At 66.0% G+C, this 18994-nt stretch carries 17 protein-coding genes; 7 read left to right on the plus strand and 10 right to left on the minus strand.

Annotation, left to right across the window (positions count from 1 at the left end):
* Nucleotides 1-25: 25 nt before the first annotated feature.
* The 6 genes from B7G53_RS08160 to glcF all read left to right on the plus strand — a co-directional run bounded on the left by B7G53_RS08160 (nucleotide 26) and on the right by glcF (nucleotide 9151).
* On the plus strand, nucleotides 26-1567 hold the full coding sequence (locus B7G53_RS08160) for an ammonium transporter (protein ID WP_096666251.1): 1542 nt from the start codon (nucleotides 26-28) through the stop codon (nucleotides 1565-1567).
* Nucleotides 1568-1739: 172 nt separating this feature from the next.
* Nucleotides 1740-2606, plus strand: a complete 867-nt coding sequence (locus tag B7G53_RS08165) for an aldose 1-epimerase (protein WP_096666254.1) — start codon at nucleotides 1740-1742, stop codon at nucleotides 2604-2606.
* A gap of 170 nt (nucleotides 2607-2776) precedes the next feature.
* On the plus strand, nucleotides 2777-5761 hold the full coding sequence (locus B7G53_RS08170; protein ID WP_441338973.1) for a transglycosylase domain-containing protein: 2985 nt from the start codon (nucleotides 2777-2779) through the stop codon (nucleotides 5759-5761).
* A gap of 59 nt (nucleotides 5762-5820) precedes the next feature.
* Nucleotides 5821-6753: an SMP-30/gluconolactonase/LRE family protein gene (locus tag B7G53_RS08175; protein WP_096666257.1), complete on the plus strand. Its 933-nt coding sequence runs from the start codon at nucleotides 5821-5823 to the stop codon at nucleotides 6751-6753.
* Nucleotides 6754-6827: 74 nt separating this feature from the next.
* On the plus strand, nucleotides 6828-7925 hold the full coding sequence (glcE, locus tag B7G53_RS08180) for a glycolate oxidase subunit GlcE (RefSeq protein ID WP_096666260.1): 1098 nt from the start codon (nucleotides 6828-6830) through the stop codon (nucleotides 7923-7925).
* The gene (glcF, locus tag B7G53_RS08185; RefSeq protein WP_096666263.1) at nucleotides 7925-9151 is read left to right on the plus strand and encodes a glycolate oxidase subunit GlcF; all 1227 of its coding nucleotides are present in this window, start codon (nucleotides 7925-7927) and stop codon (nucleotides 9149-9151) included. Before glcE ends, glcF begins: the two co-directional genes overlap by 1 nt.
* A 46-nt stretch (nucleotides 9152-9197) precedes the next feature.
* Here glcF and B7G53_RS08190 read toward each other — a convergent pair whose 3' ends face one another.
* The 3 genes from B7G53_RS08190 to lplT are packed head-to-tail and all read right to left on the minus strand — an operon-like array spanning nucleotide 9198 to nucleotide 11959.
* Nucleotides 9198-9683: a glutathione peroxidase gene (locus tag B7G53_RS08190; protein ID WP_096666266.1), complete on the minus strand. Its 486-nt coding sequence runs from the start codon at nucleotides 9681-9683 to the stop codon at nucleotides 9198-9200.
* A 55-nt stretch (nucleotides 9684-9738) separates the two neighbouring features.
* A complete protein-coding gene (locus B7G53_RS08195; RefSeq protein WP_096666269.1) occupies nucleotides 9739-10668 on the minus strand; it encodes a DMT family transporter in 930 nt (309 codons plus the stop codon).
* A 10-nt stretch (nucleotides 10669-10678) separates the two neighbouring features.
* Nucleotides 10679-11959, minus strand: a complete 1281-nt coding sequence (gene lplT, locus B7G53_RS08200; RefSeq protein WP_096666415.1) for a lysophospholipid transporter LplT — start codon at nucleotides 11957-11959, stop codon at nucleotides 10679-10681.
* Nucleotides 11960-12151: 192 nt separating this feature from the next.
* On the opposite strand from lplT, the gene alr reads away from it, so the two are divergent.
* Nucleotides 12152-13246, plus strand: a complete 1095-nt coding sequence (alr, locus tag B7G53_RS08205) for an alanine racemase (protein ID WP_096666272.1) — start codon at nucleotides 12152-12154, stop codon at nucleotides 13244-13246.
* A gap of 31 nt (nucleotides 13247-13277) precedes the next feature.
* Here alr and B7G53_RS08210 read toward each other — a convergent pair whose 3' ends face one another.
* The 7 genes from B7G53_RS08210 to hpaD are packed head-to-tail and all read right to left on the minus strand — an operon-like array spanning nucleotide 13278 to nucleotide 18992.
* Complete coding sequence (locus B7G53_RS08210; protein WP_096666275.1) at nucleotides 13278-14180, minus strand: DMT family transporter; 903 nt, start codon at nucleotides 14178-14180, stop codon at nucleotides 13278-13280.
* On the minus strand, nucleotides 14177-15172 hold the full coding sequence (locus B7G53_RS08215; RefSeq protein WP_096666278.1) for a 2-dehydropantoate 2-reductase: 996 nt from the start codon (nucleotides 15170-15172) through the stop codon (nucleotides 14177-14179). The genes B7G53_RS08210 and B7G53_RS08215 overlap by 4 nt, the downstream gene beginning before the upstream one ends.
* Before the next feature lie 38 nt (nucleotides 15173-15210).
* Nucleotides 15211-15981 (minus strand): class II aldolase/adducin family protein, encoded by a 771-nt coding sequence (locus B7G53_RS08220; RefSeq protein WP_096666281.1) that lies wholly within the window; start codon nucleotides 15979-15981, stop codon nucleotides 15211-15213.
* 12 nt (nucleotides 15982-15993) lie between these two features.
* Nucleotides 15994-16827, minus strand: a complete 834-nt coding sequence (locus tag B7G53_RS08225; protein WP_096666284.1) for an aldolase/citrate lyase family protein — start codon at nucleotides 16825-16827, stop codon at nucleotides 15994-15996.
* A 16-nt stretch (nucleotides 16828-16843) separates the two neighbouring features.
* A complete protein-coding gene (gene hpaH / locus B7G53_RS08230; RefSeq protein ID WP_096666287.1) occupies nucleotides 16844-17644 on the minus strand; it encodes a 2-oxo-hept-4-ene-1,7-dioate hydratase in 801 nt (266 codons plus the stop codon).
* Between the two features lie 2 nt (nucleotides 17645-17646).
* Nucleotides 17647-18054, minus strand: a complete 408-nt coding sequence (locus B7G53_RS08235) for a 5-carboxymethyl-2-hydroxymuconate Delta-isomerase (protein ID WP_096666290.1) — start codon at nucleotides 18052-18054, stop codon at nucleotides 17647-17649.
* A 14-nt stretch (nucleotides 18055-18068) separates the two neighbouring features.
* Complete coding sequence (gene hpaD, locus B7G53_RS08240) at nucleotides 18069-18992, minus strand: 3,4-dihydroxyphenylacetate 2,3-dioxygenase (RefSeq protein WP_096666293.1); 924 nt, start codon at nucleotides 18990-18992, stop codon at nucleotides 18069-18071.
* Between the last annotated feature and the right edge of the window lie 2 nt (nucleotides 18993-18994).

Genomic DNA, 18994 nt, shown 5'->3' on the forward strand with positions numbered 1-18994 from the left:
CTCAACCCTAAAAAGAGAAATAGACATGAAAAAACTACTTGCCTCCCTGGCTCTGGGACTGAGCCTGCTGACTTCCGGCGCTGCCGTGCTGGCACAGGCGCCGGCGGCTGCCCCCGCGGCGTCTGAAGCGGCTGCGCCGGCTGCAGCCGCTGCACCTGCCGCCGCGCCTGCAGCGGCTCCGGCTGCCGTTGCTGCACCTGCCGCACCCGCTGCGCCAGCCGCGCCTGTCGCCGTCCCCAACAAGGGCGATACCGCCTGGATGATGGTCTCGACCATGCTGGTGATCCTGATGACCATTCCCGGCCTGGCCCTGTTCTACGGCGGCCTGGTCCGCAGCAAGAACATGCTGTCGGTGCTGATGCAGGTCATGGTCACCTTCTCGATGATCGTCGTGTTGTGGTTCATCTACGGCTACAGCCTGGCGTTTACCGAGGGCAATGCCTTCTTCGGCGGCTTCGACCGGCTGTTCATGAAAGGTGTCTGGGACAACGCTGCCGGAACCTTTGCCAATGCCGCCACCTTCAGCAAGGGTGTTGTGATTCCTGAAATCATCTTCGCCGCCTTCCAGGCCACCTTTGCCGGCATCACCTGCGCGCTGATCGTTGGCGCCTTTGCCGAACGCATGAAGTTCTCCGCCGTGCTGATGTTCATGGTCATCTGGTTCACCTTCAGCTACGCGCCCATGGCCCACATGGTCTGGTTCTGGATGGGCCCGGACGCCTACACCGCCAAGGAAGTTGTTGACGAGATGAGCGCCAAAGCCGGCTACATCTGGCAGTCGGGTGCGCTTGATTTTGCCGGCGGTACCGTCGTGCACATCAACGCCGCCGTGGCTGGCCTGGTTGGCGCCTACATGGTGGGCAAACGCATCGGTTACGGCAAGGAATCCATGGCGCCTCACAGCCTGACGCTGACCATGGTCGGTTCCGCCCTGCTGTGGGTTGGCTGGTTCGGTTTCAACGCCGGTTCCGCCCTGGAAGCCAACGGCTTCGCCGCCCTGGCCTTCATCAACACCCTGGGTGCCACGGCAGCCGCGGTGCTGGCCTGGTGTGTCGGTGAAGCGCTGATGCGTGGCAAGGCGTCGATGCTGGGTGCAGCTTCCGGTGCCGTCGCTGGCCTGGTGGCGATCACGCCGGCAGCCGGCAATGTCGGCATCGGCGGCGGCCTGATCATTGGCCTGGTGGCTGGTTTTGCCTGCCTCTGGGGTGTCAATGGCCTGAAGAAAATGCTGGGCGCGGACGACTCGCTCGACGTGTTCGGCGTGCACGGCATCGGCGGTATCCTCGGCGCGCTGCTGACCGGCGTGTTCAATTCCCCCAGCCTGGGTGGCCCCGGCTACGTGGCGGACTGGGTCACGGCCACCATGGTGACGGCGGCGGATTACTCCATCGTTGCCCAGGTCTGGATCCAGCTCAAGGCGGTGTTGGTCACGATTGTCTGGTCCGGTGTGGTTTCCTTCATCGCCTACAAGGTGGTGGACCTGACCATCGGCCTGCGTGTCAGCGAAGAAGACGAGCGCGAAGGCCTCGACATCACGTCGCACGGCGAAACCGCCTACAGCCGCTGACCGGCACAAGCCGTGGCCGCCGCCGGGTGGCCACGGCAGCTCGAATGAATTTGGGATAACTAGCGAGAGTCTCCTTTGGATGTTGGGCCCGCAGGAACTTCGGTTCTGGCGGGTTTTTTTTTGCCTGGGCTGTCTGTCCCCCGGGTGCACAATGTCGGCAGGAGACCTGCCCATGACCGAGCCCATCACCTTGTCCAGCGCCAGCCTGCGTTGTGACATCAAGCCCGACCTGGGGGGCTGCATAGCCGGCCTCTGGCTGGGCGACCTGCCGGTGCTGCGCTCGACGCCCGCCAGCGAGCTGATGTCGGTGCGCCTGGCCGGCAGTTATCCATTGGTGCCGTTTTCCAACCGTGTCGGGCATGCCAGGCTGAAGTGGCAGGGCACCAGCCATCCGCTGGTGCAGAACAACGGACCCGAACCGCACGCCATCCATGGCCTGGGCTGGCAGCGGCCCTGGCAGGTGCTCGAGCAGGACGAGCAGCTCCTGATGCTCGCTTTCGAACACGGCGCCGACGCCGCCTGGCCGTTTGCCTTTGACGCCTCGCAGACTTTCCGCCTCAGTGGCAACACCCTCGAACTCACGCTGAGCATGACCAACCAGTCGGCCACGCCGGCGCCGGCCGGTCTCGGCTGGCACCCCTACGTCGTCAAGCGCAGCCGCAGCCGCCTCACGTTTGAGGCGAGCGGGCGCTGGGAGATGAACGAGGAAAAACTGCCGACCCATCGCCAGCCGGCGGACGGGCTCGATGTGGACTGCGCCGCGCTCGAGGTGGACCACTGCTTTGACGGCTGGAACGGCGTGGTGCACCTGCGTGATGAAAAAATGCACACACGCATCGCGTCGAATCTGGGCCGCCTGGTGGTGTTCACCAACCCGAAGCGGGACTTTGTGGCGATCGAGCCGGTCAGCCATGTCAACAATGCCGTCAACCTGCTGCAGGCTGGCGCGGGCCAGGCCGATGAGCTGGGCATCCGGGTGCTGGCACCGGGCGAATCGATGAGTGCGCACATGAGTATTGCGGTGGAGCGTGTTCAATGACACGGGGGTGGGCAGAGCCAGCGTGGCCGTTCTGCCTGACTTGCCCAGCTGTCTAACGCTGGCTTGCACGGCATCGGCAGTGCAGGTCACCAGAAAGATTCGGGATGATGGGTATGCGGGAAAGGTGGACTTCATTTTTTCGCTGGTTCAAGATCGGACTGACCTCGTTCGTGCTGATACTGCTCGTCGTGATGGGGCTGCTGGTTGTCCAGGAGATGCGCACTTCGCACTTCCAGGCGCGTTTTTTTGCCGGCCTGGCCAGCAAGGCCAGCTACACACTGGGCGCGGGGCCGAGTCCGTCCATCCGCTTCCCCCAGGAGGCCCCGTATGACGAGCGTCTCGGCTATGCCGAGTTGCCGGTGTTTCTCGACAAGCTGCAAACCCGGGAGTTCCGGATTGTTCAACAAGCACGGATCTCGGAGGGCATGGCGAAGATCGTCGACGCCGGTTATTTCGCTCCTTATGCTGAAAAGGTCCAGAGCGGCCTGAGCATCCTCGATTGCCACAACAACAGCCTGTTTCAGGAGCGCTACCCGAAACGGGTGTACGAACGTTTTGACGATATCGCACCGATTCTGGTGCAGAGCCTGCTGTTCATCGAGAACCGCCAGCTGCTCGACCCGCGCTATCCCAAGCGCAACCCGGCCGTGGAGTGGGACCGTCTGGCCAATGCGGTGCTGACCAACGCCAGAAGTGCCATCACCGGCGAGGGCCGCGCTCCCGGTGGCAGCACGCTCGCGACCCAGATCGAAAAATACCGCCACTCTTCCGAGGGGCGCACGCCATCGGTCCGGGAAAAGCTGCGGCAGATGGTGTCGGCCGCCTTGCGCGCCTACCAGCAGGGCGAGGACACCAGTGCGGTGCGGCGCCAGATCGTGCTGAGCTACATGAACACGATGCCGCTGTCGGCCAAGGCCGGCTTCGGCGAGGTGCATGGCCTGGGCGATGGTTTGTGGGCGTGGTACGGGGGTGATTTCAGCAAAGCCAATCGCCTCCTGAAAACCGCCGACGCCGACGCACAGGAGAGCGACATCGGCGAGCAGGCGCTGCTTTACAAGCAGCTGCTCAGCCTGCTGATTTCCCAGCGCCGCCCTTCGTATTATTTCGATGCCGATGAGGCCGAGCTGGAGCAGCTCACCGACAGCCACCTGCGCCTGCTGGGCAGTGCCGGTGTGATCCCGCCCGCACTGCGCGATGCGGCGCTCAAGGCGAAGCTCCATCGCCGTGCCGACCGGGTGCCAGCCGCTCCGGTTTCCTTTGTCACGCAGAAGGCGGCCAACACGGTGCGCACGCATCTGGCCGGCTTGCTCGGCGGCCGCCGCCTGTACGATCTGGATCGCCTCGACCTCGCTGTCGCCAGCACGCTGGATGCGCCGGTGCAGACGGCCGTGACCGACCTGTTGCGGGAGTTGCGAAAACCGGCCAACGCCAAGGCGGCCGGCCTCAACGGCAAACAGTTGCTGGAGCGGGGTGATCCGGCCAAGGTGGTGTACAGCTTCACGCTGTACGAGCGCGGCGTCGGGACCAATTACCTGCGGGTGCAAACCGACAACTTCGACCAGCCGCTGAACATCAACGAAGGCACCAAGCTCGACCTGGGATCGACCGCCAAACTGCGCACGCTGGTGACCTACCTCGACCTCATGGCCAACTTGCATCGGCGCTTGTCGGTGCTGGACAAAGAGCAGTTGCGCGCGCTGGAGGTCGATCGGAAAGACGTCCTGACGCGCTGGGCGGCCGATTACTTTCTGACGGCGCAGGACAAGGGGTTGAGCCCGATGCTGGATGCGGCGCTGGCGCGGCGTTATTCCGCCAGCACGGGGGAGGGATTTTTTACCGGCGGCGGGCTGCACCACTTCGACAATTTCAAACGCGAGGACGATGGCAAGGTGATGTCGGTGCGCGATGGACTGCGCAATTCGGTCAACCTGGTGTTCATCCGGCTGATGCGCGACATCGTGCACCACTACATGTTCCTGACCCCTGGCTCCTCGGCCAGGCTGCTGCAGGATGCAAGCGATCCGCGTCGCGCTGCTTACCTGGCGCGCTTTGCCGACCGGGAAGGCCAGGTTTTCATGCGGCGCTTCCTGGTCAAATACCAGGGCAAGACCGCGCAGGAGGCGCAAGAGATGCTGCTGCAGAACCGGCGCCCGACCGCGTCGCGGCTGGCGGCCATCTTCCGGACGATTGCGCCGGACGCCTCGCTGGAGCAGTTCACGGCTTTTGTGAAGGACAACTTGCCGGACGGCCTCGATCCGGCCGAACCCCGGCTGGCCAAGCTCTACGCGCAATACGCGCCAGAAAAGATGTCGCTCGCGGATCGGGGCTATCTGGCGGGCGTGCACCCGCTCGAGTTGTGGCTGGTCGGGTATCTGCGCAATCACCCGGGGGCGAGCCAGACGCAGGTGATGCAGGCCAGCAGCACCGAGCGGCAGGCCGTGTACGCCTGGCTGTTTTCCACCCATCGCAAGCAGGCGCAGGACCAGCGGATTCTGGGCTTGCTCGAAGGTGAAGGCTTCCTGGAAATCCACCGCCAGTGGGCACGCATGGGTTACCCCTTTGATTCGCTGGTGCCGTCTTATGCGACCGCGCTCGGGGCATCGGCCGACCGTCCCGCCGCGCTGGCGGAATTGATGGGAATTCTCGTCAACGCAGGCGAGCACAAACCGGCAACACGCATCAGGTCGCTGCACTTTGCCGCCGCCACGCCTTATGAAACCCTGCTGCAGCACCAGCCCGGCCAGGTGGAACGCGTGCTGGCACCCGAAGTCGCGCAAGCGGCGCTGGCGGTGACCCGGCTGGTGGTGGACGAGGGCACCGCAAGGCGCGTGAAGCAGGCCTTTGTCCGGCCGGACGGCCGCACCCTTGCCGTCGGCGGCAAGACCGGCACCGGCGATCAGCGCTTCGACACTTACGGCGCAGGGGGCCGCCTCATCAAATCGCGCGTGGTGAACCGCTCGGCGACGTTTGTGTTCAACATCGATGAACGTTTCTTTGGTACCCTCATCGCCTACGTGCCGGGGGCGCAGGCCGCCGCCTACGACTTCACCAGCAGCCTGCCGGTGCACTTGCTGAAGGTGCTGGCACCCACGCTGATGCCGCTGATCAATGCCGGTACCGCCGATGCTGCGGCGCCTGGCGCTTGCGTGAATTGAATGGCGCCTCAAGGCGACCCCAGGCTGCTGGCGAGCCGACTTAAAAGAAAAGGTAGTTCATGATCTGGCAAACCCCTGTTGCACAGCCCAGCGAACTGGGCGAATCGCCGTTCTGGCATCCCGCCGAGCAGCTGCTTTACTGGGTGGATATCGCGGGGAAAAAAATCAAGCGCAGCAATGTGTTCATGGGCACGGTGGAAAGCTGGGCCATGGCCGCGCCGCACGACCTGGAGCCCGGCTGCATCGCCCCGGCGCGCAGCGGCGGGCTGGTGATCGCGCTGCGCGACGGCATCTACCGGGCGCGGACCTGGGGCGGTGCGCTGACGCAACTGGCCGGGGCCGCGCACGACCCGCGCACGACCCGCTTCAACGACGGCAAATGTGACCCGCTGGGGCGTTTCTGGGCCGGCACCATTTACGAGCCGCGTGATGCGCGCGAGGCGGCGCTGTATTGCCTGGATGGCCGGGCCGGCCACACACCGGCGCTGGTGCGCATGGCCGGCGACGCGACCGTGGGCAACGGCCTGGCCTGGTCCGCCGACCGCCGGACCCTGTACTGGGCCGACACGACCGGCCATGTCATCCATGCCTGGGACTGGGACGCCGCCGCCAACACCCTGGCCCGGCAACGCGTGTTCCGGCAATTCCCGCCCAAGCCGCCCGGCTGGCAGGCCGGCATGCCGGGTTATGGTGGCCGGCCCGACGGCGCAGCGGTGGACAGCGAGGGCAATTACTGGGTGGCCATGTACGAGGGCGGGCGCGTACTCAAGCTGTCGCCGGGCGGCGAACTGCTGGCCGACATGCCCACCCCCGTGGTGTGCCCGACCATGGTGTGTTTTGGCGGCGACGACCTGCAGACGCTGTACCTGACCACGGCGCGTCACGGGCGACCGGCCGCAGAGCTCGAAGCGCTGCCGCAGTCCGGCTGCGTGTTTTCCATGCGCGTCGATGTGCCCGGTCTGCCGGTCAACTTCTTCGCGGACGCGGGCTGAGCCCCAAAAAAGCGAACAGTCAGCGTTCAAAAATATCAAACCCGGCCGACCGGCGCCCCCTTACCATCAGGACCATGGACTCAGCGCTTCAATTGATCATCGACCGGGTGCAGGCCGCGGCAGCCAGCGGCACGCCACTGCGCATACGCGGCGGTGGCAGCAAGGACTTCTACGGCCAGACGCTGCAGGGCGAGGTGCTGGATGTCGCGCCGCTGGCGGGCATCACCAGTTACGAGCCCACCGAACTGGTGGTCACCGTGCGCGCCGGCACACCGCTGGCCGAACTGGAAGCGCTGCTGGTCGAACGTGGCCAGTGCCTGCCTTTCGAGCCGCCCCGGTTCGGGCCGGGCGCCACGGTGGGGGGCATGGTCGCCGCCGGCCTGAGCGGCCCGGCGCGCGCCAGCGTGGGTGCCGTGCGCGACTATGTGCTGGGCGCCACCCTGCTCAATGGCAAGGGCGAGTTGCTGACTTTCGGCGGCCAGGTCATGAAAAACGTGGCAGGTTACGACGTCTCCCGACTGATGGCGGGCGCCATGGGCACGCTGGGGCTGCTCACGGAACTGAGCCTCAAGGTGTTGCCGGTAGCGCCGGCCGAGGCCACGCTGAAGTTCGGAATGAGCCAGTCAGAGGCCTTGGCAAAGTTGAACCGCTGGGGCGGGCAGCCCTTGCCGCTCAATGCCAGCTGTTGGGTCGACGACGCCGGCGCACCCACCCTCTACCTGCGTTTGCGCGGCGCCATCGCAGCGGTCGAGGCCGCCTGCAAAACACTGGGCGGCGAACGCCAGGACCAGGCCGCGGCCGCACCCGACTGGACCTTGTGCCGCGACCAGCAACTGCCCTGGTTTCTCGAGCGCGGCGAGCGCGACCTGTGGCGCCTGTCGGTGCCGCAGACCGCACCGGTGCTGGACCTGCCCGAGCCGCCGCTGGTCGAATGGCACGGCGCGCAGCGCTGGGTGCGGGCCGCCGCCGGCGAGGCCCAGCGCCTGCGCCATGCCGCTGCCGCCGTTGGCGGATCCGCTACGCTTTTTATAGCTGGTGGCGCCCGTCCTGAAAGGGTTGGGGGTCGATTTGATCCCTTGAAGCCGCCGCTGGACCGGATTCACCGGCAGCTCAAGAAAGAGTTCGATCCCGCCGGGATTTTCAACCGCGGCCGCCTTTACCCCGACTTCTGATGCAAACCCACCTCGCCCCCGAATTCAAGAACACCGCCGACGGCCAGGCGGCCGAAGCAATTCTGCGCAAATGTGTGCACTGCGGTTTTTGCACCGCGACCTGCCCGACCTACCAGCTGCTCGGCGACGAACTCGACGGACCGCGCGGGCGCATCTACCTGATCAAGCAGGTGCTCGAAGGCCAGGCGCCGACGCGCAAGACCCAGCTGCACCTGGACCGCTGCCTGACCTGCCGCAACTGCGAGACCACCTGTCCCAGCGGCGTGCAGTACGGCCACCTGGTCGACATCGGCCGCAAGCTGGTCGACGAACGCGTGCCGCGGCCGGCTTCCGAGAACGTCGTGCGCTGGGCGCTGAAAGAAGGCCTGCCGTCACCGCTGTTTGCGCCGGCCATGAAACTCGGGCAGGCCGTGCGTGGCCTGCTGCCCGCGGCGCTGAAAAACAAGGTGCCGGCGCGCCAGCCGGCGGGCCGCTGGCCGCAGCGTGAACACCCCCGCAAGATGCTGATGCTGGCCGGCTGCGTGCAACCGGCCATGATGCCCAACATCAACACCGCGACGGCGCGTGTGCTCGACGCGGCGGGCATCCAGACCGTGGTGGCCGCCAAGGCCGGCTGCTGCGGCGCCGTCAAGTTTCACCTGAACGACCAGGACGGCGGCAAGGCCGAGATGCGCCGCAACATCGACGCCTGGTGGCCGCATGTCGAGGCGGGGGCCGAGGCGATTGTGATGAACGCCTCGGGCTGCGGCGTCACGGTCAAGGAGTACGGCTACCACTTGCAGGACGACCCGGCCTATGCGGCCAAGGCGGCGCGCATCAGCGAACTGACGCGTGACCTGAGCGAGCTGCTGCCCGAACTGGTGGCGCCGCTGCGTGCGCGCGTGACGGCCCAGGCCGGCCAGATCGCGTTTCATCCGCCCTGCACCCTGCAGCACGGCCAGCAGCTGCGCGGCGGCGTTGAGCAACATCTGGGCGCCCTCGGCTTCGACGTGAAGGTCGCCAGCTGCGAGGCCCATCTGTGCTGCGGTTCCGCCGGCACCTACTCGGTGCTGAACCCGGAGATTGCCTTCCAGCTGCGCGACCGCAAGCTGGCGAATCTGGGCGAGATGGCGCCTGAAGTGATTGTGTCGGCCAACATCGGCTGCATCACGCACCTGCAAAGCGGCACGGCCACGCCGGTGCGGCACTGGGTCGAAGTGCTCGACGAGGCGCTATCAAATAAATAGCTGATGGCGCCCGTGACTAAAGTGCGAAAGCCTGATTTGTGATGAATCAGGCAGCCAGCGCGGCTTCCACGTCTTTGGCCAGATCGGCCGGCTTGTCGGTCGGTGCGTAACGCCGGATCACCTGGCCGTCCTTGCCGACCAGGAACTTGGTGAAGTTCCACTTGATGGCCTTGCTGCCCAGCAGGCCGGGTGCTTCCGACGACAGCCACTTGTACAGCGGGTGCGCGGCCGGGCCATTGACGTCGATCTTGCCCATCATCGGAAAACTCACGCCGTAGTTGAGCTGGCAGAACTCGGCAATCTCACCGTCGGCGCCCGGGTCCTGGGCGCCGAACTGGTTGCACGGGAAACCCAGCACCACCAGGCCTTTGCCGGTGTAGGCCTGGTACAGCTCTTCGAGGCCGCCGAACTGCGGCGTGAAGCCGCATTGGCTGGCCGTGTTCACGATCAGCATGACCTTGCCCTTGAATTGCGAAAGCGCAATGTCCTGGCCGTTGATCTGCCGCGCTTCGAAGTCGTAAATGCTGCTCATGGGGCGCTCCTGGTTGATCTGCCACTGTACGGCAGCTTGCCGAAAAATCCGAAAGCTATTTGGGGGGAGCAGGCGCAGGCGCCAGTGCTGCCAGCGCGGCGGCCAGCACGATCAGGCTGCCACCCAGCAGGGTGCGCGGGCTGAATTCCGCTGCGCCCAGCGCGGCCGCCGACAGGCTGGCAAACAGGATCTCGGTCAGCATCACCAGTGCGGTGGTGCTGGCCGCCAGGCGCGCCGCGCCATACTGCAGCGCCATGTTGCTGAGCAGGAAGGCCACGGCCAGGCCCAGCGCCACACCGGACCACGAGGTGCTCCAGACCGGCGCCGGCACGATGTGCCAGGCCATTCCCAGCAATGCGGTGGCGGTGGCCATGACGCCGCCGCCGCCAAACATGGCCATCATGCGTGATTCGCTGGGGGTGTACGCCAGCTTGCGCAGCAGCACGTTGGTGGCGGCAAAACTCAGGCCGCCCATCAGGGCCAGCCAGTCGGCGGCGCTGTGCGGCACCGGCCAGGGTGAGCCCGGCGACTTCAGCACGATCAGCACACCCGCCATCGCCAGCGCCAGGCGCAGCAGCGAAGTGCGGGTCGGTTGTTCCCCCAGCAGGCCCCAGGCCAGCAGCACCGACCACGCCGGCATCAGGTAGAACAGCAGCACCACCCGCACCACGTCGCCGACGGTCACGGCCCAGTTGAACCCGACGTTGGTCAGCCCCGCCGCCAGGGCCAGCAGCCAGAGCTGGGGATGCCGGGCAAAACCGCGCCAGCCCCCGCGCCAGACCAGCGCCACGCAGGCCAGAGAGAAGAAGTAGATCAGCGCGGTGGACCACAGGGGGTGCAGGCCCTGCGACTGCAGCTCGCGAAACGGCCACCACGACACGCCCCAGACAAAGGCGTTGAAGACCAGCGCGGAGGCAGCCAGGGCGACACCACGGTGGTTCACGGCGCCTGACTCCCCGGGGCCGCGGCATCGCCGCCCATCCATGTCTGCCGCATCAGTGCGAGTTGTCGCTGCGCGCGATGGTCAGCAGGTGGTCCACCTGCTCTTTGTACTTGATGCAGTTGCTTTTGTGCCAGCGCTGGATCAGCCACATGAAGCCGGCCACCACCACACCAAAGGCGGTGATCGCGCCGAAGGCCGACAGGCCCATGCCGGTGGACAGGCTGTAGCCGGCGCCCAGCGCCAGAATGCAGGCCTGCTCGTTGAAGTTCTGTACGGCGATGGAGCGGCCGGCGCCCATCAGGTTGTGGCCGCGGTGCTGCAGCAGTGCGTTCATCGGCACCACCAGGAAGCCGCCCAGCCCGCCGAGCAGGATCAGGAAAGGTGCGGCCACCCAGACGTTGGTGATGAAATTCATCAGGATCACCAGCACGCCCATGGCGATGCCCAGTGGCATCACCAGGGTGGCGTGTTCCAGCCGCATGCGCATCGACGCGAGGATGGCGCCGGCGGCCGTGCCGATGGCGACCACGCCCACCAGCGACGACGCCTGTGTGGTGCTGTAGCCCAGGGCCGCCGCGCTCCAGGCCAGCACGATGTAACGCAGGTTGCCCGACACGCCCCAGAACAGCGTGGTGGTGGCCAGCGAAATCTGGCCCAGTTTGTCACGCCACAGCGCCGAATTGCAGTTCCAGAAGTCGGGCAGCAGCTCGAGCTTGTTGCGCGGCATCGGGCGCATTTCGACGCCGGTCAGCGGAATCCGCGTGTTGAACCAGGCCGCGATCGCATACAGGACGATCAGCGCGCAGATGGCCGCTTCGGGCGGCGTGTCGATGCCGGTGCTGATGACGGGGAAGTCGAACGACAGCAGCAGATGCGACACCGAATGGCCGACCAGCTGGCCGCCGAGCAGCACACCCAGGATGATGGAGGCAATCGTCAGCCCCTCGATCCAGCCGTTGGCCTTGACCAGCTGGGAGGCCGGCAGCAACTCGGTCAGGATGCCGTATTTGGCCGGAGAGTAGGCGGCAGCGCCCAGGCCGACAATCGCATAGGCCATCAGCGGGTGCGTGCCGAACAGCATCATCAGGCAGCCCACCACCTTGATGGCATTGCTGATGAACATGACCTTGCCCTTGGGCTGCGCATCGGCAAAGGCGCCGACAAAGGGCGCCAGCACCACATAAAACAGCGCAAACATGGGCACCAGCGCAGCCGGCTGCCATTTGGGCGCGCCACTGGTTCTGAGCAGCTCCACGGCGGCGACGAACAGCGCGTTATCAGCCAGCGAGCTGAAAAACTGGGCTGCCATGATGGTGTAAAAACCGCGCTTCAGCTTCATTGAACGGTGTGGGTCACTGTGGCGAATGCATCAGGCAGTCTGATGCGGCACGATATAAGTGAATGTCTCCTGACTATCAAGGTTTATAGCACGCGGCAGGATGGCAGAATCGACAAATAGGTCTTGACAAGCCTGCGTTAACCCTCGCCCCGTCCTGTTTCCCACCACCACGAGCCGTTGCCTGACATGCCCCGCCCTATTCTTGCCACTGTCCATGCCGCCGCCCTCAGCCACAACCTGGCGCGCGCGCGCGCTGCCGCGCCGGACGCCCGGGTCTGGGCGGTCGTCAAGGCCAACGCCTACGGCCACGGCATCGAGCGCGTGTTTGACGCGCTGCGCAGCGTCGACGGTTTTGCCCTGCTGGACCTGGCCGAGGCCCAGCGCCTGCGCGCGCTGGACTGGCGCGGCCCCATCCTGCTGCTGGAGGGCTGTTTTGACGCGCGCGACCTCGAACTGTGTTCCCGCCTGGGCCTGTGGCACGCCATTCACTGCGACGAGCAGATCGACATGCTGGCGGCCCACAAGACCCAGGTACCGCACCGCGTCTTCCTCAAGATGAACTCGGGCATGAACCGCCTGGGCTTCACGCCCGAGCGTTACCGCGCGGCCTGGACGCGGCTCAACGCCTTGCCGCAGGTGGAGGAAATTTCGCTGATGACCCATTTCAGCGACGCCGACGGCGCGCGCGGGATAACCCACCAGCTGCAGGTCTTCGAGGCGGTCACGCATGACCTGCCCGGCGAGCGCACGCTCAGCAACAGCGCGGCCACCTTGCGCCACGGCATCGCCATCGGCGAGAAGTCCGACTGGGTGCGGCCCGGCATCGCGGTGTATGGCAGCTCGCCCGATTTCCCCGAGCACAGTGCCGCCGACTGGGGCTTGCTGCCGACCCTGACGCTGGCGTCGAAAATCATTGGCCTGCAACACCTGGTGGCGGGCGACACGGTGGGTTACGGCTCCAGCTTCACGGCCGACGGCCCGCTGCGCATCGGCGTGGTGGCCTGCGGTTATGCCGACGGCTACCCGCGGCACTGCACCACCGGCACACCGGTGCTGGTTCAGGGCGTGCGCACACGCATGGTGGGCCGCGTCAGCATGGACATGATCACGGTGGACCTGACACCGGTGCCCGATGCGGGCATGGGGTCGGACGTGACGTTGTGGGGACGCGCGTCCAACGGCGCCTTGTTGTCGATCGACGAGATCGCCGCGGCCGCGGGCACGGTCGGTTATGAGCTGATGTGCGCCGTGGCAGCGCGCGTGCCGTTTCAGGTCGAATGACTATCCAGCGGGTTTTCCGCTGAGCTGACCTTCAGCGTTTGCGCAATCCCAGCACCATCACCGCACCGACCACCAGCAGGGCGCCGGCCACCTGCACCGGTGCAATCGCCTGGCCCAGGATCAGCCAGGCCAGCACCAGCGCAAACACCGGCTCCACATTCATGATGGCCGAGTTGCCGACCACGCCGAGTTTGGGCAGGACGGTGAACATGATGGTGAAGGCCGTGCCATACAGAAAGGTCAGCGCCGCCAGGCCCCACCAGCCGATGGCCGCCTGCGGCAGCTGGAAGCCGCCTTGCACGGCCACGCCCGCCAGTGCAAACAGGCCGACGATGCTCATGGTGGTCAGGGTGCGCACGCGGCCATCAACATCGCCGGCCTCGTGCTGGGTCAGCACCAGCGCCACGCCGAAGGTGGCCGCCGCCGCCAGCGCAAAGGCCACGCCGGTGCCGATGCGGCCCCACTGCCCGGCCGCGCCCAGGCCCGACGCGGCGCCCAGCACGTCGAGCGCCAGCGCCAGCCCGATCAGGATCACCGGCATGGCCAGCAGCAGGGCGCGTTCGGGCGAGCGCCGGTACAGCACCCAGTCCCACAGCGCCGTCCAGATCGGGTAGGTGTTGAAGGCCAGCAGGGCCAGCGCCACCGGCAGCCGTGCGACGGCCGAATACAGGCACAGGCTTTGCACCGCGATCAGCAGGCCGATGACCGGCAGAATGCGTTTGTTACGCGCGGTGAAGCGCAGGGGCACACGCTGGATGGCCAGCAAGGCCGCCACCGCCAGGGCGGTGACCACGCTGCGGAAAGCCACCGCCGTGGCGACGTCCACGCCGTTGTTGAAGGCCAGGCGCGCCGCCACATGGTTGGCGCCCATCATCAGGGCGATCAGCAGCAGGGTGGCAAAGGCGGTGCCGCTCAGGGCCCGGCGGCTGCTCATGGGTAGAGCCCGTGCACGCGGGCATGCAGGCGCGACAGACCGAGCAGCGCGTCGGTGAAGGGGGTGGGCACCTGCGTCAGTTCGCCCAGCTCCTTCACCACCGTGACCAGTGCGTCGAGTTCAACTGCCTTGCCGGCTTCCACGTCCTGCAGCATGGAGGTCTTGAAGGCGCCCAGTTTGAGCGTGACGGCATGCCGGTCTTCCGGCTGCTGGGCGATCGGGATGCCGATGCGGGCACCTATCTCTTTGGCTTCGAGCATGATTTTTGAGATGAAGTCGCGCACCAGCGCGTCGCCCAGGATCAGGTCGGTGGTGGCGCCGGTGAAGGCGCTGATCGGGTTGACCGTCATGTTGCCCCAGAGTTTGTACCAGGCGTCTTTCTGGATCTGCGCCGACACGCTGGCCGCAAAACCGGCGCGCACCAGCAGGTCCGCCAGCGCCTGCACACGGGTGCTCTGCGCGCCCGAGGGTTCACCGATGATGAGGCCGTTGCCGAAATGGTGGCGAATCACGCCGGGCGCATCGATCGAACAGCTCGCATGCACAACGCAGCCGATGATGGCCGCCGCCGGGATGGCCGCGGCGATTTCGCCGGTGGCGTCCACCGCCTTCAGCTGCGTACCGGCGTAGCGGCCGCCAAAACCCTGGAAGAACCACCAGGGCACGCCGTTCATGGCGGTCAGGACGAGGGTGTCGGGGCCGATCAGCGGTGCGATCTGGCGCGCCACGTCGAGCAGCGCCGGCCCCTTCACCGCAATGACCACCAGGTCCTGCACGCCCAGCGCGGCCGGGTCGGCGCTGGTACGCACCGCCGCGGAACGTGTGTCCGTTCCGCTCGCCACGCGCAGGCCGTGGCGGTTCAGCGCTTCCAGCGTCGCACCGCGCGCCACCACGCTGACGTCGCAGCCCGCCGCCGCGAGTCCGGCGCCCAGCCAGCCGCCAATGGCGCCGGCGCCATAAATACAGGTTTTCTGGATGTTTTTATAAGTCATTTTGGCCTATGGCCCTTTAGATTCGGGCGCAAGATGCTCTAATTTTGATAGCTGATGTCGATTTTATCGACTTGCCTGACGAGTGCATCGAACACGTCCTGACCCGCACCGAACCGGGCGTCGAACTGGAAGGCGTCGTGGGTGGTTTTCCTGGCGACTGGCTCAGGCACCCTGATCGCCGGCCCCATCGCCGCCTGTGCCACCTGGATGTCGCAGGCGCGCTGCAGGGTCCACAGCCGCACAAAGGCCAGCGGCAGGGTTTTGGCCCAAGCCAGCAGGCCGTGGTTACGCAGGATCACCACCGGCTTGTCGCCGATGTTTTTCAGCAGGCGCGGCGCCTCGTCGGCATGGATGGTGATGCCTTCGAAGTCATGGTAGGCCACCAGGTCATGCAGCTGCGCCGAATAAAAATTGTTCTGCGCCAGGCCGCCCTGCGTGCAGGCCACCGCGATGCCGGCCGTGGTGTGGGTGTGCATCACGCAATGGGCGTCGGGCAGGCCGTCATGCAGGGCCGCATGCACGGTGAAGCCCGCCGGGTTGACCGGGTAAGGCGAGCCGTCGAGCACCTGGCCCTGCAGGTCGATTTTCACCAGGTTCGAAGCGGTGACCTCGCTGTAGTGCAGGCCGAAGGGGTTGATCAGGAACTGCTTTTGTCCGCCGCTGGCGCTGGCCGGCAGCCGCACCGTGATGTGGTTGTAGATCATCTCGGTCCAGCCGAGCATGGCAAACACGCGGTAGCAGGCGGCCAGTTCGACCCGAGCTTTCCATTCGTCGGGATGGATGCCGGATTTTTGAGGAATGGCGTTCATGCATGTCTCCCGTCAATAGGTTTTGCTGGCGGGCAGGGCCGCGACGCCGGTCTTGAAACGCGCGGCCAGCGCACTGGTATGGCGCACCAGCAGGCTGGTGTCCAGGCCGACGGCCACAAAGGTGGCGCCCATGTCCAGGTGGTGGCGCGCCAAGGTCTCGTCGGTGCTGAGGATGCCGGCGGCCTTGCCGGCCTTGAGGATGCGGGCTATCGCTTTTTCGATGGCGGCCTGCACGTCCGGGTGGCCCGGGTTGGCGACGTGGCCCAGCGAGGCCGACAGGTCGGCCGGGCCGATGAACACGCCGTCCACGCCTTCGGTGGCGGCAATGGCGTCGAGATTGTCCAGCGCGGTTTGTGTTTCGGCCTGCACCAGCAGGCAGATCTGCGCATTCGCCTCGTGCGCATAGGCCGGGTAGCGCCCCCAGCGCGAAGCGCGTGCGCCGGCCATGCCGCGTACGCCGCCGATGTTCCTGCCCTGCGCGTCGTACTGCGGATAACGCGTGGCGCGCACCAGCGCAGCGGCCTGCGCCGGCGTGTCGACCATGGGCACCAGCAGGGTTTGCACGCCGATGTCCAGGTACTGCTTGATCAGCGCTTCGCCGACATGGCCATGGCCCATGGGCACGCGTGCGATGGGGTGCGAGCCGGGGTAGCCGGCCATCACCTGCAGCTGCGCCAGGATGCTGTTGATGTCGTTCGGTGCATGTTCGCCGTCGATCAGCAGCCAGTCAAAACCGGCGCCGGCGCAGATCTCGGTGCTGTAGGGACTGGCCAGGCCCAGCCAGAGCCCGATCTGCGCGCGCTTTTCAGCCAGGGCCTGCTTGAAGGGATTCAGGGGTGTTTGCATGGGGTCTCTTTAAACATTAAACAAAGTGAAATTCAAAACGACCGAGGGGTCCGTAGTCGGCGTCGAAGCGGTCACCGGCCTTTGCAGCGACCGGCCGGGTGAAGGAGCCGGCCAGCACCACCTCGCCAGCTTGCAGGCCTTCGCCCCAAGGGGCGAGTTTCATGGCCAACCAGGCCACGCCAGTCGCCGGGTGGCCCTGCACGCCGGCGGCCAGGCCGGTTTCCTCGACCACCCCATTCTGGCGCAGGATGGCGCCGACCCAGGGCAGGTCGATGTCCTGCGGCGACACCTTGCGGCCACCCAGCACGATGCCGGCGTTGGCGGCGTTGTCGCTGATGGTGTCCTGCACCTTGCGCATGGTCTTGCTGTGGCGGTCGAACTGCTCGATGCGCGCGTCGATGATCTCGATCGCGGGTTGTACATAGTCGGTGGCATCCAGCACATCGTCGATCGTGATGTGTGTGCCTTCCAGCTTCTTCTTCAGGATGAAGGCCAGCTCGACCTCGACACGCGGCGCGATGAAGCGGGCCGCCGGGATGTCGCCGGGCTCGAAAAACATGTCGTCCAGCAGCGTGCCGTAGTCGGGCTCGTCAATCTGGCTGGAGATCTGCATCGCGCGCGAGGTCAGGCCGATCTTGTGGCCCCTGGCCACGCGCCCTCCGGCGAGCTTCATCTGCACCCAGGCGCGTGAAATGGCGTAACCGTCCTCCACGGTCATGCCGGGGTAACGTTTTGAAAAATGCTCGACCTGGATGCGGGTCTTCTCGCTGTGGTCCAGTTCAGCGGCCAGCTGGGCGATGAGTTCGGGGCTGAGCATGGTCAGGTGGTCTGAAAGAGCGGATGGAGATTGCTGTGTTTGCCGTCGTAGACCTGCCCGGGGCTTTCGTCCACTTGCAGCGTGATGCCGATCAGCCGATTCTTCATCAAGGAGCCAAAGTGGGCTGTAGCCATCGCCAGCAAAGCGTCGCCAGCTCTCTTTTTAGTAGCGTCCGAGCGACCGGCGGCCATGCGCAGGTTCAGGTAGACAAAGGCGTAGTCCTGCTTCCCGTCGGCCACCGCGTAATGCGCGGCCGGGTAGGCCAGCACCCGCGTGCCGCCGGTGGGGAAGACCTGTTTGCCTTCGTCGTCCTGCACGGCGAGCATGGTGTCGGCCAGCGCGCGGCACAGCGCCGTCATGTCGGTGGTGGTCTCGAGGTTGGGGGTGTAGAGGATGACGAGATGGGGCATGGTGTCTTGTTTGGTCAGAGCCGGCTCGCGGCCTGGTAGCCGTGCGCGGACGAGGCCTGCGCGGCGGGAATGGCGGCACCGGTTTGTGGCGTGACCGGAAACACCGCGTTGATCTGCCCCGTGCCCGAGGCGCCGAAGTAGGGCGTGATGACCTCGGCCTGGCCGTCGTAGTCGGACCAGCCCAGCGCGCCCAGCAGCATGGCGGTGTCGTGCATGAAGCCTTCGCCATGGCCCTTGGCGGCGTACTCGGGCAACATGGCGCAGAAGTCCTTCCAGTCGCCGCGCTGCCACATGCGCACCACCTCATGGTCGAGGTGTTCGAGGAAGGGGCTCCAGACCTTGAAGGCGTAGTCGGGCGCCAGGCCGTTCTGCGCAAAGCGGTGCGACAGCGAGCCGCTGGCAAAAAAGGCCACCGTGCCGTCGTACTCGTCTTCAATCGCGCGGCGCATGGCCCAGCCCAGGCGTGCACTGTCGTTCAGGTAATGCGCCTGGCACAGCGCCGAGACCGACACCACCTGGTAGTGCTGGTCGGCGTTCATGTAACGCATGGGCACCAGCGTGCCGTACTCCGGGTTCAAGGTGGTGGCGTCGTGTGCCAGGGTTTCCACGCCGTGCGCATTGCAGACGCTGGCCAGCAACTGGCCTAGTGCCGGGTTGCCCGGAAACTCGAAGCCCATGTTGCTGATGAAGTGCGGCAGCTCGTTGCTGGTGTACAGGCCCTTGAAGTGCGGCGCGCAGTTGATGTGGTAGTTCGCATTGACCAGCCAGTGGGTGTCGAACACCACGAGGGTGTCCACGCCCAGGGCGCGGCAACGCTGGTCAATTTCCCGGTGCCCATCAATCGCGTCCTGCCGCGTGCCCTGGCGCGGGCCGTCCAGCTCGCTGAGGTACATCGAAGGCACGTGGGTGATTTTGGCGGCGAGAGCCAGTGTTCCCATGT

The organism is Polaromonas sp. AET17H-212, from assembly GCF_002379085.1.
Classification (GTDB): Bacteria; Pseudomonadota; Gammaproteobacteria; order Burkholderiales; family Burkholderiaceae_C; genus Polaromonas.

Coding starts and splice junctions, on each gene's coding strand:
- hpaH (WP_096666287.1), bottom strand. CDS start 17,644: ATGCTCAGCCCCGAACTCATCGCCCAGCTGGCCGCTGAACTGGACCAC.
- B7G53_RS08190 (WP_096666266.1), bottom strand. CDS start 9,683: ATGAGCAGCATTTACGACTTCGAAGCGCGGCAGATCAACGGCCAGGAC.
- glcE (WP_096666260.1), top strand. CDS start 6,828: ATGGACTCAGCGCTTCAATTGATCATCGACCGGGTGCAGGCCGCGGCA.
- B7G53_RS08210 (WP_096666275.1), bottom strand. CDS start 14,180: ATGAGCAGCCGCCGGGCCCTGAGCGGCACCGCCTTTGCCACCCTGCTG.
- B7G53_RS08225 (WP_096666284.1), bottom strand. CDS start 16,827: ATGCAAACACCCCTGAATCCCTTCAAGCAGGCCCTGGCTGAAAAGCGC.
- B7G53_RS08235 (WP_096666290.1), bottom strand. CDS start 18,054: ATGCCCCATCTCGTCATCCTCTACACCCCCAACCTCGAGACCACCACC.
- glcF (WP_096666263.1), top strand. CDS start 7,925: ATGCAAACCCACCTCGCCCCCGAATTCAAGAACACCGCCGACGGCCAG.
- B7G53_RS08175 (WP_096666257.1), top strand. CDS start 5,821: ATGATCTGGCAAACCCCTGTTGCACAGCCCAGCGAACTGGGCGAATCG.
- B7G53_RS08165 (WP_096666254.1), top strand. CDS start 1,740: ATGACCGAGCCCATCACCTTGTCCAGCGCCAGCCTGCGTTGTGACATC.
- B7G53_RS08215 (WP_096666278.1), bottom strand. CDS start 15,172: ATGACTTATAAAAACATCCAGAAAACCTGTATTTATGGCGCCGGCGCC.
- B7G53_RS08195 (WP_096666269.1), bottom strand. CDS start 10,668: ATGGATGGGCGGCGATGCCGCGGCCCCGGGGAGTCAGGCGCCGTGAAC.
- B7G53_RS08220 (WP_096666281.1), bottom strand. CDS start 15,981: ATGAACGCCATTCCTCAAAAATCCGGCATCCATCCCGACGAATGGAAA.
- hpaD (WP_096666293.1), bottom strand. CDS start 18,992: ATGGGAACACTGGCTCTCGCCGCCAAAATCACCCACGTGCCTTCGATG.
- alr (WP_096666272.1), top strand. CDS start 12,152: ATGCCCCGCCCTATTCTTGCCACTGTCCATGCCGCCGCCCTCAGCCAC.
- B7G53_RS08160 (WP_096666251.1), top strand. CDS start 26: ATGAAAAAACTACTTGCCTCCCTGGCTCTGGGACTGAGCCTGCTGACT.